Source organism: Pseudomonas sp. R3-56 (assembly GCF_051132075.1).
Lineage (GTDB): Bacteria > Pseudomonadota > Gammaproteobacteria > Pseudomonadales > Pseudomonadaceae > Aquipseudomonas.
In genome coordinates, this window is the sequence record NZ_CP071657.1 from 4,734,306 (window position 1) to 4,746,565 (window position 12,260).

Annotated in this window: 13 protein-coding genes; 2 read left to right on the forward strand and 11 right to left on the reverse strand. The window is 60.8% G+C overall.

Annotated features, from left to right (window positions below):
• Positions 1-89: 89 nt before the first annotated feature.
• From J3P96_RS21535 to pcaR, 8 genes are all read right to left on the reverse strand, one after another.
• Positions 90-1,385: an MFS family transporter gene (locus J3P96_RS21535; protein ID WP_434653439.1), complete on the reverse strand. Its 1,296-nt coding sequence runs from the start codon at positions 1,383-1,385 to the stop codon at positions 90-92.
• Positions 1,386-1,601: 216 nt separating this feature from the next.
• Positions 1,602-2,168 (reverse strand): protocatechuate 3,4-dioxygenase subunit alpha, encoded by a 567-nt coding sequence (pcaG, locus tag J3P96_RS21540; protein ID WP_434653441.1) that lies wholly within the window; start codon positions 2,166-2,168, stop codon positions 1,602-1,604.
• Between the two features lies 1 nt (position 2,169).
• On the reverse strand, positions 2,170-2,874 hold the full coding sequence (gene pcaH / locus J3P96_RS21545; protein ID WP_434653443.1) for a protocatechuate 3,4-dioxygenase subunit beta: 705 nt from the start codon (positions 2,872-2,874) through the stop codon (positions 2,170-2,172).
• A 37-nt stretch (positions 2,875-2,911) separates the two neighbouring features.
• Complete coding sequence (gene pcaF, locus J3P96_RS21550) at positions 2,912-4,114, reverse strand: 3-oxoadipyl-CoA thiolase (protein ID WP_434653445.1); 1,203 nt, start codon at positions 4,112-4,114, stop codon at positions 2,912-2,914.
• On the reverse strand, positions 4,115-4,894 hold the full coding sequence (locus J3P96_RS21555) for a CoA-transferase subunit beta (RefSeq protein ID WP_420764441.1): 780 nt from the start codon (positions 4,892-4,894) through the stop codon (positions 4,115-4,117).
• Positions 4,891-5,751 (reverse strand): CoA transferase subunit A, encoded by an 861-nt coding sequence (locus J3P96_RS21560; RefSeq protein WP_434569545.1) that lies wholly within the window; start codon positions 5,749-5,751, stop codon positions 4,891-4,893. Before J3P96_RS21560 ends, J3P96_RS21555 begins: the two co-directional genes overlap by 4 nt.
• 307 nt (positions 5,752-6,058) lie before the next feature.
• On the reverse strand, positions 6,059-7,405 hold the full coding sequence (locus tag J3P96_RS21565; protein ID WP_305496279.1) for an MFS transporter: 1,347 nt from the start codon (positions 7,403-7,405) through the stop codon (positions 6,059-6,061).
• A 109-nt stretch (positions 7,406-7,514) separates the two neighbouring features.
• The gene (pcaR, locus tag J3P96_RS21570; protein ID WP_305496280.1) at positions 7,515-8,357 is read right to left on the reverse strand and encodes a pca regulon transcriptional regulator PcaR; all 843 of its coding nucleotides are present in this window, start codon (positions 8,355-8,357) and stop codon (positions 7,515-7,517) included.
• Between the two features lie 535 nt (positions 8,358-8,892).
• Here pcaR and J3P96_RS21575 point away from each other — a divergent pair.
• Positions 8,893-9,093, forward strand: coding sequence for a hypothetical protein (locus J3P96_RS21575; protein WP_305496281.1), 201 nt, complete (start codon positions 8,893-8,895; stop codon positions 9,091-9,093).
• 360 nt (positions 9,094-9,453) lie between these two features.
• Complete coding sequence (locus tag J3P96_RS21580; RefSeq protein WP_305496282.1) at positions 9,454-10,929, forward strand: inorganic phosphate transporter; 1,476 nt, start codon at positions 9,454-9,456, stop codon at positions 10,927-10,929.
• Between the two features lie 253 nt (positions 10,930-11,182).
• Here J3P96_RS21580 and ccoM read toward each other — a convergent pair whose 3' ends face one another.
• The 3 genes from ccoM to J3P96_RS21595 form a co-directional block, all read right to left on the reverse strand.
• Positions 11,183-11,299, reverse strand: a complete 117-nt coding sequence (gene ccoM / locus J3P96_RS21585; protein WP_030139315.1) for a cytochrome c oxidase subunit CcoM — start codon at positions 11,297-11,299, stop codon at positions 11,183-11,185.
• A 144-nt stretch (positions 11,300-11,443) separates the two neighbouring features.
• Positions 11,444-11,605: a hypothetical protein gene (locus tag J3P96_RS21590; RefSeq protein ID WP_434569548.1), complete on the reverse strand. Its 162-nt coding sequence runs from the start codon at positions 11,603-11,605 to the stop codon at positions 11,444-11,446.
• An 88-nt stretch (positions 11,606-11,693) separates the two neighbouring features.
• On the reverse strand, positions 11,694-12,035 hold the full coding sequence (locus J3P96_RS21595; RefSeq protein ID WP_434569549.1) for an aspartate-semialdehyde dehydrogenase: 342 nt from the start codon (positions 12,033-12,035) through the stop codon (positions 11,694-11,696).
• Positions 12,036-12,260: the final 225 nt, after the last annotated feature.

Genomic DNA, 12,260 nt, shown 5'->3' on the forward strand with positions numbered 1-12,260 from the left:
CGATCTGCCTGACACACCGAGTTGCGGATCAGGGGCGCTTCGCACCCCAACGGGGATAAATCCCCTCGCCACAATGAATCAACCATGCCTTAAAGATCGTGATGTAAATACGCCGGTTGTTTTGGCAGCCGCAGGCTGAACAGGAACGCAACGACCATCATCACCGTGACATACCAATAAAAAGCGTTTTCCATGCCCTGGGCTTTCAGGCTCAAGGCAACGTACTCGGCCGAACCGCCAAAAATCGCGTTCGCCACCGCATAGGCCAACCCTACTCCCAGCGCCCGCACTTCTGGTGGAAACATTTCGGCTTTCACCAGACCGCTGATGGAGGTGTAGAAGCTGACAATCGCCAAGGCCAAAGTGATCAGGACAAACGCCAGGAACGGGTTGCTGGTGCTTTTGAGCGTCAGCAGGATCGGCACGGTGCACAACGCCCCCAGCCCGCCGAACCAGAGCATGGAGTTACGCCGGCCGATCTTGTCCGCGAGCATGCCGAACAGCGGTTGCATGCACATGTAGAGAAACAGCGCACCGGTCATGATGTAACTGGCGGTCTTGGCATGCAGGCCGGCGGTGTTCACCAGGTACTTCTGCATGTAAGTGGTGAAAGTGTAGAAAATCAGCGAACCGCCGGCGGTGTAGCCCAGCACGGTGATGAACGCAGCCTTGTGATCGCGAAACAACGCGGCGATGCTGCCAGCGTCTTTGTTTTCGCGCATTTCCTTGCTGGTGGTTTCCTTCAGGGACCGGCGCAGGAACAGGGAAATCAACGCCGCGGCGGCGCCCACCACGAACGGGATTCGCCAACCGTAAGCGCGCAGTTCGTCTTCGCTGAGAAACTGCTGCAGGATCACCACCAGCGACACTGCCAAAAGTTGTCCGCCGATCAGCGTCACGTACTGGAACGAGGCAAAAAAGCCGCGTTGCCCCTTGAGGGCGACTTCGCTCATGTAGGTCGCGGTCGTGCCGTACTCGCCGCCCACCGACAGGCCTTGCAGCAGGCGAGCGAACAGCAGCAGCACCGGCGCCCAGACGCCGATGTCCTTGTAGGTGGGCAGGCAGGCGATGAGCAACGAGCCGAAGCACATCATCATCACCGAGATCATCATCGAATTCTTGCGCCCGTGACGGTCCGCTACCCGGCCGAAAATCCAGCCGCCAATGGGCCGCATCAGGAACCCGGCGGCGAATACCCCCGCCGTGTTGACCAGTTGCACCGTCGGATTGTCCGATGGGAAAAACGCCGGGGCGAAATAAATCGCGCAGAACGCATAGACGTAGAAGTCGAACCATTCGACCAGGTTGCCGGAAGAGGCACCGACGATGGCGAAGATGCGCTTGCTGCGTTCTTCGCCGGTGTAGTGGCTGATTGGGGTGGTCATGGGTTAATCACTCGTTGGGGACTGACGAAGTCTAGACATACTTCGTAACACTCCCGTTCCACAGTCTTGCCATCCGTGGCGAGGGAGCTTGCTCCCGCTCGGCTGCGTAGCAGTCGCAAAACCAGGCTGCGCGCTGCTTTGATACACCGCGTCGCCTGCCATGGGCTTGCTGCGCAAGCCAGCGGGAGCAAGCTCCCTCGCCACGGGGGTTTTCAATCAGTAATCGAAGAACACTGTCTCGGCATCCGTGCCCTGGAGAATCACGTTCCACTGGTAAACACCCGACGCATCGGGCCTGGCCACGATGGTGTCGCGACGCTCCTCGGGTACGCAGGCCAGCAACGGGTCAGCTTCGTTGGCGGGTTCGTCGGCGAAATAGATGCGCGTCAACAGATGCTTGACCAACCCGCGGGCGAATACCAGCACGACAAGATGCGGCGCCTGGGTCGTACCGCCCAACCCCGGCACGGTGCCCGGCTTGATGGTGGTGAAGCGGAACCGCCCTTCGGCATCCACCGGCACCCGACCGAAACCGCCGAAATGCGGGTCCAGCGGTTTGTCCTGATCGTCTTCCGGGTGAGCGTATTTACCGGCGGCGTTGGCCTGCCAGACTTCCAGCATGGCGTCGTTGACGAACTGGCCGTTGCCGTCGATCACTTGCCCGGTGATCGCCACGCGCTGGCCGAGCGTCTGGGCGTCGGTCAGGTCTTCGCGGTTCAGCCACGTCAGGCCGATGTGGTAGTAAGGGCCGACGGTGTGGGACGTAGTGGCGTTGAGCGTCATCTTATTTCTCCATCGGCGTGGCTTCGCGGCCGCGCAAGACGATGTCCCAGCGATAACCGAGGGCGTAGTGAGGAATGGTTTTTTCCAGGTCGAAACTGGCGATCAAGCGTTCCTTGGCACGGCTGTCCGGCACGCAGTTGTAGATCGGGTCGTATTCCAGCAACGGATCACCGGGGAAATACATCTGTGTGACCAGGCGTGTCAGGATGCTCGGCCCGAACAATGAAAAATGGATATGCGCCGGGCGCCAGGCGTTGTGGTGGTTGCCCCACGGATAGGCGCCGGGCTTGATGGTCTGGAACTGATAGCCGCCATCGGCATCGGTCACGGTGCGACCGGTGCCGGTGAAGTTCGGGTCCAGCGGCGCATCGTGGCTGTCACGGTCGTGGTTGTAGCGACCGGCGGCGTTGGCCTGCCAGATCTCGATCAGGATGCCCGGTACCGGCTCGCCGTGCTCATCGAGCACGCGCCCGTGAATGATGATCCGCTCACCGAGCGGCTCACCGGCATGCTGGGCGGTCAGGTCATGGTCCTTCTCCTGAAGACGATCAGCACCTACGGTCGGCCCGGTAATTTCCGACAATGAATGGGGCAGGTACACCAACGGCTTGGACGGCGAGCGCAGGTTGGTGGACTGGTACGGCGGGTGCAGATACTCCGGCTGAGTGCCCACTTGAGGGCGACGGTAACCAGGCTTGTCAGTCATGCAGCATTCCTCGGTTTCTTATTGGTAGGACGACCCGTCAGACGCGTTCGATAGCCAGTGCCAGACCTTGGCCGACGCCGACGCACATGGTCGCCAGGCCTTTCTTGCCGCCGGTCTTTTCCAAATGATGCAGCGCTGTCATCACCAGCCGCGCCCCGCTCATGCCCAGTGGATGGCCCAAGGCAATGGCGCCACCGTTCGGATTGACGTGCGGAGCATCGTCCGCCAGCCCAAGATCGCGCAACACCGCCAGGCCCTGGCTGGCAAAGGCTTCGTTAAGCTCGATCACGTCAAAATCGGCGACCGCCAGGCCCAGGCGCTCAGTCAGTTTGCGCACCGCCGGCACCGGGCCGATGCCCATCACCCGTGGCGCGACGCCGGCGCTGGCCATGCCCAGCACTCTGGCCCTGGGGGTCAGGCCGTGTTTCTTCACCGCTTCGGCGGACGCGAGGATCAGCGCCGCCGCCCCGTCATTCACGCCCGAGGCGTTGCCGGCGGTCACGGTCTTGTCCGGGCCGTTGACCGGTTTGAGTCGACCCAAGGTTTCCAACGTGGTGTCGGCGCGTGGATGCTCGTCCTGCTCGACCACGGTTTCGCCCTTTTTGTGGGCGATGCGAACCGGCACGATTTCTTCGGCAAAAAATCCCGCCGCCTGGGCTGCCGCCGCACGCTGCTGGCTGCGCACGGCAAAGGCGTCTTGATCAGCGCGGGACACCGCGTAGTCATCCGCCACGTTATCAGCGGTCTGCGGCATTGCATCAACGCCGTACTGGGCTTTCATCAGCGGGTTGATGAAGCGCCAACCAATGGTCGTGTCCTCCAGCTTCATGTTGCGTGAGAACGCCGCATCAGCCTTGCCCATCACGAACGGCGCGCGGGACATCGATTCGACGCCGCCGGCGATGGCCAGCTCCATTTCGCCGCTGGCAATGGCGCGGAACGCCGTGCCGATGGCGTCCATGCCCGAGGCGCAGAGGCGGTTGACGGTCACGCCGGGGATGCTCTCCGGCAGACCGGCCAGCAACAAGGCCATGCGCGCGACGTTGCGGTTGTCTTCACCGGCCTGGTTGGCGCAGCCGAGGAACACTTCGTCCACCGTGTGCCAGTCCACCGATGGGTTGCGTTCCATCAGCGCCTTGATCGGCACGGCTGCCAGGTCATCGGCACGCACCGCGGACAGGCTGCCGCCGAACCGGCCGATAGGGGTTCGAATCGCATCACAGATAAAAACATCGCGCATTCAGGCTTCTCCTGGAGTCTGGCCGTGGGCCGCAGCGGTACGGGCCTCAAGGTCGCGCAATGCGCGCAACTCGACCTCGGTCGGTTCGGCGGTGGTCTGCACCTGGTCGGCGAAACGGATCGCCCAGCCGGTGGCGGCAATCACTTGCTCACGGGTCACCCCGGGGTGCAGCGAAGTGACCACGAACTCATGGCTGCCGGCTTCCGGTTCCATGATGCACAGGTCAGTGATGATCCCTACGGGGCCAGCGCCCGGCAGGCCGAGGCGCTTGCGCGAATCACCGCCTTCGCCGTGACCGACCGAGGTGATGAAATCCAGCTTGTCGACAAACGAACGCGCCGATTGCTTGAGGATGATCAACACACTTTTCGCCGAGCCGGCGATTTCCGGCGCGCCACCGGCCCCCGGCAAGCGGACTTTCGGCTGATGATAATCGCCGACCACGGTGGTGTTGATGTTGCCGAAACGGTCCACCTGGGCTGCGCCGAGGAAGCCGACGTCGATGCGCCCGCCCTGAAGCCAGTAGCGAAAAATCTCACCGGTGGGTACGACGGTGTCTGCGGTTTCCGCCAGTTCACCGTCGCCGATGGACAGCGGCAATACGCTGGGCTTGGCGCCGATCGGACCGGATTCGTAGATCAGGACGACATCAGGCGACGAAGTCAGCCGCGCCAGGTTGGCCGCTTTCGACGGCAGGCCGATGCCAACGAAACACACGGCGTTGTTCTTCAGCCGACGGGCCGCGGCGACGGTCATCATCTCATTGGTGGAATAGGTCATGGTTTCACCTGCGAAGCGGCCGCCAGCCGGGCCTGGAATTCACTGAAGTCCCTGGTGCCATGGATGTACTCGTCAATCCATGCGGTAAATGTCTCACGGTCCCGGGCGATAGGGTCCCACGCCTGGTAGAAACGATTGTCACGCTCGGTGTAGCCGTGAGCGTAGGACGGATGCGCGCCACCCGGTACATGACATACCGCGCTCAAGGCCCAGGTTGGCAGCACGCAGGCATTCATCGGCGCGTTCAGGTCGTCGACGATTTCTTCCACGGTGACGATGCAACGCTTGGCCGCCAGGGCCGCTTCTTTCTGCACACCGAGGATGCCCCACAGCAACACGTTGCCCTTGCGGTCGGCCTTCTGTGCGTGGATCACGGTAATGTCCGGCCGCACCGAAGGGACGGCGGCAAGCACTTCCCCGGTGAAGGGACAGGTGACGCTCTTGATCAGCGGATTGACCTTCGGCAGGTCGGAGCCGGCGTAGGCCCGAAGCACCGCGAACGGCAGGCCGGAGGCGCCGGCAACGTAGGCATTGGCCAGGTCGGCGTGGCTGTGCTCCTCGATCTCCAGCGGATGCGGCCATTGCTTTTCGACCGCATCGCGCAGCCGGTGCAAGGAACCCACGCCAGGATTGCCGCCCCAGGAAAAAATCAGCTTGCGAGCACAACCGGCGCCGATCAACTGGTCGTAGATCAGGTCAGGCGTCATGCGCACCAGGGTCAGGTCCTTCTTGCCCTGACGAATGATTTCATGACCCGCCGCCGTCGGGATCAGGTGCGTGAAGCCTTCGAGCGCGACGGTATCGCCGTCGTTGACGAACTGCTTCACCGCGTCGTGCAGCGAAAGGATTTCAGCCATGGGGCAGGCTCCCGTTATCCAGTAGACCGACATGAAAAAGAGGCGCGAGGTCCAGCGCCTGGGTGACTGAAGATTAAGCCGGGGAAAAACGCCAAACAATCCGATAATCGACAGAGTGTTCGTTTATCGAACAGATTGTTGCGTAGCTATCGATTTCGTCTGTCCTGCAACAACGCAGGGCCTGTGGCGAGGGAGCTTGCTCCCGCTGGGCTGCAAAGCAGCCCCCCCAAAAAAAACAGGGCCGCTTCGCGCCCCGGCGGGAGCAAGCTCCCTCGCCACAGGTGCAGATTCAGCTTCAGAGAAAAAGTCAGGTCGCATCCGCATGGCTGACCATGCCTTTGATAACGACCGCCGCGGTCGCCAATGCCGCTGGAATCACCAGCGCGGTCAGGACCTGTTCGAAGTTCCAGCCCAACCCCAACAAGGTCGCGCCCATCCACGCGCCAAGAATCGCGCCGAACCGGCCGATGCCCAGCATCCACGACACCCCGGTGGCCCGGCCCTGGGTTGGGTAGAACCGCGCCGCCAGGGACGGCATCGCCGATTGCGCGCCGTTGACGCACATGCCGGCCACCAGCACCAGGGTGGCGAGCAAGGTAATGTTGCCCAGGCTCTGCCCCACTGCGTAGGCAAATACCCCGGCCATCAGGTAGAAAATGCCGATGACCTTGTGCGGATTGAAGCGGTCCATCGCCCAACCCACCCCAACGGCACTCAACACGCCGCCAAACTGAAACAGCGCGCCGATGAACGCCGCCTGCTCCATGCTCGCGCCGCTGTCGCGCATCAGCGTCGGCAGCCAACTGGTCAGCAGATAGACGATCACCAGCCCCATGAAATACGTCAGCCACAACAACAACGTGCCGGCGCTGTAGGTACCGGAAAAGATCACCGCCAGCACGTTGCGCGCTTTTACGGTCTTTTGTTCGGGCACGCTGAAGCTGGCCGCCTGGGCGATGGTCGGCGGGTCGATCGGCGCCAGGGTCTTGCGCACCTTGTCGGTGCCACGGTTACGCACCACCAGGTAACGCGCCGACTCCGGCAGCCAGAACACCAGCACCACCGCCAGGATCAAAGGCAGCACGCCACCGATCAGCAGCAAGCTGTGCCAGCCGAACGCCGGTATCAGCTTGGCGGAGATGAAACCGCCGCCGGCCATACCCAGGTTGAAGCCGCAGAACATGCTGGTGACCAGCAGGGACTTCTTGCGTTCCGGGGTGTATTCCGAGAGCAGGGTCGTGGCATTCGGCATCCCGGCCCCCAATCCCAGGCCGGTCAGGAAACGCAGCACCAGCAGTTGGTCGACGTTGGTACAGAAGGCCGAGGCCAGGCTGAAAGCGCCAAACAACACGACCGCCCCCACCAATACGATTTTTCGTCCGAAACGGTCAGCCAATGGGCCGGAACCCAGTGCGCCGAATACCATGCCGATCAGCGCGGCGCTCATCACCGGGCCAAGGCTGGCCCGGTTGATGCCCCAATCCTGGGAAAGCGCCGGGGCGATGAATCCCATGGCCGCGGTGTCGAGGCCATCGAGGAAAACGATCAGGAAACAGAGAATGACCACTCGCCATTGGTAACGAGAAATGGGCTGGGCATTGATGAAGGACTGCACATCGAGGCAGGTGCCTACGGAGGTCTGGGGCTGGTTCATTTTATTTTTATTCCACGCAAGAAACGCCAGATGACGCTGCGCGACATTAATGAGCCCGGGCAAATACCGTCAATTCACCGAAGCGGAGTGTGTGCGTTTATCGAACAGCTTAAGTGAACAGTTGCGCGCTCAGGTCCCGGCTGGCCCCGAGCAGGCCAGGCAAAAAGCGCTGCTCCAGCTCGTTGCGGCTGACCCGTCCGGCATGGGTGCTGACGTTCAGGGCCGCCACCACCTGGCCCGAAGCATCGTATACCGGCACGGCAATCGAGCGCAGGCCCTGTTCCAGTTCCTGATCGACAATGCACCAACCCTGCTGCCGGACCTGTTGCAGGCATTCGAGCAACGCCTCGGGCGTGTGCAGGGTGCGGCTGGTCTTGGCCTGCAGGTCGGCATGCTCGAGATAATCGCGCAGCGACGCGTCATCCAGTGCCGCCAGCAAAATCCGGCCCATTGACGTGCAATAAGCTGGCAGGCGGCCACCGACGGACAGATCGACCGAAATCAGCCGTTGGGTCGTGGCCGACCGGGCGATGTAGAGGATGTCATCGCCTTCGAGCGTCGCCATGTTGCAGGCCTCGTGCAGCTGTTCGCTCATGCGGTCCAGGTAGGGTTGGGCAGAAACCGCCAGCGGTGTCGATGACAGATAGGCATGGCCCAGGGTCAGCACTTTGGGCAACAGCGAATAAGTCCGTCCGTCGGTTGTGGCATAGCCGAGCTTGATCAATGTGTGCAGGCAGCGCCTCACCGCCGCGCGGGGAATTTCGGTGCGGTGGCTGATCTGGGCGATGGTCAAGTGCCGCTTGCGCTCCTGGAATGCCTGGACCACCGCCAGTCCACGGGCCAGCGAGGTCATGAAGTCCGGGTCACCGGTCAGGGCCTGGATCCGCTTGGCCGGCGAAGCGACGATCGGCGGCGCTACTGAAGTGAAGGCGTTGCGCAATTGGTCGTTCATCTCTGGTTCTCCCGGAATGACGGCTATTACAAGCGGCTGCCCGTCGGACAGACAAGTGTCGACCCATCAACACCGTGCGATTATCGAACCGGCGGTCGATAATCGCAATCAGCACGCACCTGCCAGTCTTGCCGTTTTTTGCGTTTTTCCAGCAAGCACCTTGGACGACGAACTTGAACAGCGACAAAGAATAATGAACTTGTCATATGAAAATGACGTCAGGATATCGACACTTGTGATACGTGCCGCACAACTAGCAACACTTATGCAATATTGATTCACACCGGTAACCCGGTACTTTAACTTTGCTAGTGTTATTGCGGCGGACCGCTATAATGCGCGTCAGTGGCGGATCGGCCAATGGCTTCCGCGGGCACAATGGTTTTGTTGTGTCAGTACCCTGGCCGCGTCTCCCGTATCGGCAATATGCGAAACCCTGATGCTACGTCAGCTATCAGCTCTGGTGCCGTGGCCGTCTGCATCGCGTACATGCAGTGCGTATCACCAGATCAATTTCAATTCATTAGGTAATCATGTGACGAAAGACGAACTGCGCGCGGAACTTGAGCGCCAGGAACAACGTTACAAGGAAGTTTACGGCGGAGAAATCACCACCTACGCCGCGCAACCTGAACCGGAACGCAAACCCTGGCGCAAACGCGCCACTGTTCAGGACCAGGCGTTCAGCCAGGAACTGCAAAAGATGGAAAAAGAACTCAAGGCCGAGGAAGAATGATTCTCCGGGCTTGAGTTCCGTAGCGTGTCCGGCCACACCCTGGTCGGACGCCGATAGCGAGGGCCCGCCAAAAGCGGGCCGTCATTCTCTGCACCATCGGTCGGCGGACATTCACCGCTAATTTTCTTTTTTCAGATTTTCAGGCGCCCGCCCCAGCCCCCTCGCGCCTTGCGCAGAACCTTGCCAGCCGGCATTTTCATCCCGAAATCAAAGGGTTGCGCAGCCTATTCAAAACCCCGGCCTGCACGGCTTCCTGCCGGTTATTTCGTTGAAGAATGTTACCGATGAGCAGTCGATGCATCGATTAGCGAGGTTTTCTGGCATAATCGCGCCCCCTTATGACCGGGTCAGAAAACCTTCATGATCGATTTATTCAGCGGACTGGATGCTTGGGTGCTCGTGAGCCTCTTGCTCGCCCTGGCTTTTGTCCTCGCCTTCGAGTTCATCAACGGCTTTCATGACACCGCTAACGCGGTTGCCACTGTTATCTACACCAAAGCCATGCCGCCTCACCTGGCGGTGTTCTTTTCCGGTGTGTTCAATTTCCTCGGCGTACTGCTGGGTGGCGTGGGGGTGGCGTACGCCATCGTTCACCTGTTGCCCGTGGAGCTGCTGATCAATGTGAACACCGGACACGGCTTGGCCATGGTGTTCTCGCTGCTCGCGGCGGCCATCACCTGGAACCTCGGCACGTGGTACTTCGGTATCCCGGCGTCCAGCTCCCATACGCTGATCGGCTCGATCCTCGGCGTGGGCCTGGCCAATGCGCTGATCAACGATATCCCGTTGGCCGACGGGGTGAACTGGCAGAAAGCGATCGATATCGGCGCCTCCCTGGTGTTCTCGCCGATGGCCGGCTTCCTGATCGCGGCCCTGGTGTTGCTCAGCCTGAAATGGTGGCGCCCGCTGTCGAAGATGCACAAGACGCCGGAACAGCGCCGCAAGATCGACGACAAGAAACATCCGCCGTTCTGGAATCGCCTGGTACTGGTGATTTCCGCCATGGCCGTCAGCTTCGTCCACGGCTCAAACGATGGCCAGAAAGGCATCGGCCTGATCATGCTGGTGTTGATCGGTATCGTACCCGCACAGTTCGTACTCGACCTGAACAGCACTACCTACCAGATCGAGCGCACCCGCGACGCGACGTTGCACCTTAGCCAGTTCTACAAGCGCAACAACGAGTCGCTGGGTGAATTCCTGGCCTTGGGCAAGAGCGTCGAAGGCGACCTGCCGGAGAAATTCCGCTGCAACCCGCAGCAGACCGAACCGACCATCAATGCGCTGCTCGACACTCTCAAAGGCGTGGCGGATTACCACTCGTTGCCGTCGGAAAGCCGCATCGAAGTACGCCGCTACCTGCTTTGCCTGGACGACACGGCGAAAAAGGTCGGCAAGTTGCCTGGCCTGGCAGCCCGTGAAAAAGACGACCTGAACAAGCTGCGCAAGGACCTGACCGCGACCACCGAATACGCCCCGTTCTGGGTAATCCTGGCGGTTGCCCTGGCCCTCGGCCTGGGCACCATGGTCGGCTGGAAGCGCGTGGTACTGACCATCGGCGAGAAGATCGGCAAGCAAGGCATGACCTACGCCCAAGGCATGTCGGCGCAGATCACCACGGCCTGCATGATCGGCGCGGCAAATATCTTCAGCCTGCCGGTTTCCACCACCCATGTGCTGTCTTCCGGCGTGGCGGGCACGATGGTGGCCAACAAGAGCGGCCTGCAGGGCGGCACGGTCCAGACCATCCTGCTGGCCTGGGTGCTGACCCTGCCGGCGACGGTGGGCCTGTCGGCGGCACTGTTCTGGCTGGCGTCGAAGGCCATCGGCAGCTGAGTTTCAGCGGCTCGTGAAAAAGGTGCGTTCCTTGCGGTTCGCACCTTTTTTTATGCCCTGACATTGAACAACTTGTGGGAGCGAGCCTGCTCGCGAAAGCGGAGTATCAGCCACTAGATGGATGACTGATACTCCGCCTTCGCGAGCAGGCTCGCTCCCACAGTGGTTTTGTGTTGGTCTGGAAATTCGCCCCAAAAAAAAGGGCGACCGAAGTCGCCCAAATGCCTTGCGTGCTCGTTGTAGCCGGAGAGACCTACGGCTTTTTGCGCTTGTGTGCGTCTTTCCAGATGAATAATCCAAACCCTGCGAAAAACACGAACATGAGGCCGACCGTCAACACACCGGCAAACACCACATTATCGATAAACATGACTGGCCTCCTGGTCTTGCCCCTGTTGCGATGGGATCAAGTTAACCAATCAGGCCTGGAGGAAAATTGACTGGGGTCAATAACGCTCGCGACGGAGCGCAAAGGAAGGGTGATAACTGATCCATATCAATGGATCGAGGGGGTTCAGCGCTTTTTCGGTTTGTTTTTCGATTTTTTCTTCGGCTTGCCCAAGGGCATGGCCTGCTCGAAGGCCTGGCGGACTTCATTGAGACGTTTTTCGTTGAGGTCGTGAACGCGCTTTGCGCGCTCTGCACCGAGATCAATCAGTTTGTCTTCTTGGCTCATGCTGTGTCGACATCGTACGGTGAGTGGCGGATGCGCCCATGATGCGGGTTACCGGTTGCGTTGACCAGCCAGCGACGTCGACGAGACCTCAGATCTGGATATCCACCCATAGGCCCTGGCGCTCTTCGCCCTCGACGAGCGGAACGACCGGCACGGTGTTGTCGGCGTTCAGTTCCGTGCCCGGAACAGCCAGATGTTCTTCGGGATCCTCGTCGGCTTCGCGGCGGCGCCGGTTGCGCTCCTGCTGGCGACGCTGCTCTTCGCGCAGCAACAGAGCGGCCTCCTCCGGGTCACCCTTTTGCAGGTCGATGGTGCTTTCGTTGGAGCTTTGTTGTACCGGGACCACGGGAGGAATATCCGGTCGCGGGCGGATCGGATCCTGCTGAGCGGTGATGGGTACGGCGCTCAAGGGAAGCATGGGTGGCAACATAAAGGTCTCCTGTCTTCAGGTTGTCGGCGGCGGCGAGGACAGCTTGAACCGCTGGTCTGAAACTTGTGAGCTGGTTGGCATTACGCGGGGCGAGGACACAAGCTTGTTTGATCGCAGAACACGCTTAAGTTCCGTTGGGCCGGTTGATGGGCAAGCCGTCACGAGCGCTGGTTACGTGCGTAAATCCTTTGGTCTGACGCGTCATTCCGTTAAGATAGCCGGCTT

What these genes read in the sequence shown, in the direction of transcription:
- J3P96_RS21580 (WP_305496282.1), top strand. Translation starts at nt 9,454, where the DNA reads ATGATCGATTTATTCAGCGGACTGGATGCTTGGGTGCTCGTGAGCCTC.
- pcaF (WP_434653445.1), bottom strand. Translation starts at nt 4,114, where the DNA reads ATGCGCGATGTTTTTATCTGTGATGCGATTCGAACCCCTATCGGCCGG.
- pcaR (WP_305496280.1), bottom strand. Translation starts at nt 8,357, where the DNA reads ATGAACGACCAATTGCGCAACGCCTTCACTTCAGTAGCGCCGCCGATC.
- J3P96_RS21565 (WP_305496279.1), bottom strand. Translation starts at nt 7,405, where the DNA reads ATGAACCAGCCCCAGACCTCCGTAGGCACCTGCCTCGATGTGCAGTCC.
- J3P96_RS21560 (WP_434569545.1), bottom strand. Translation starts at nt 5,751, where the DNA reads ATGGCTGAAATCCTTTCGCTGCACGACGCGGTGAAGCAGTTCGTCAAC.
- J3P96_RS21555 (WP_420764441.1), bottom strand. Translation starts at nt 4,894, where the DNA reads ATGACCTATTCCACCAATGAGATGATGACCGTCGCCGCGGCCCGTCGG.
- ccoM (WP_030139315.1), bottom strand. Translation starts at nt 11,299, where the DNA reads ATGTTTATCGATAATGTGGTGTTTGCCGGTGTGTTGACGGTCGGCCTC.
- pcaG (WP_434653441.1), bottom strand. Translation starts at nt 2,168, where the DNA reads ATGACGCTCAACGCCACTACGTCCCACACCGTCGGCCCTTACTACCAC.
- J3P96_RS21595 (WP_434569549.1), bottom strand. Translation starts at nt 12,035, where the DNA reads ATGTTGCCACCCATGCTTCCCTTGAGCGCCGTACCCATCACCGCTCAG.
- J3P96_RS21535 (WP_434653439.1), bottom strand. Translation starts at nt 1,385, where the DNA reads ATGACCACCCCAATCAGCCACTACACCGGCGAAGAACGCAGCAAGCGC.
- pcaH (WP_434653443.1), bottom strand. Translation starts at nt 2,874, where the DNA reads ATGACTGACAAGCCTGGTTACCGTCGCCCTCAAGTGGGCACTCAGCCG.
- J3P96_RS21590 (WP_434569548.1), bottom strand. Translation starts at nt 11,605, where the DNA reads ATGAGCCAAGAAGACAAACTGATTGATCTCGGTGCAGAGCGCGCAAAG.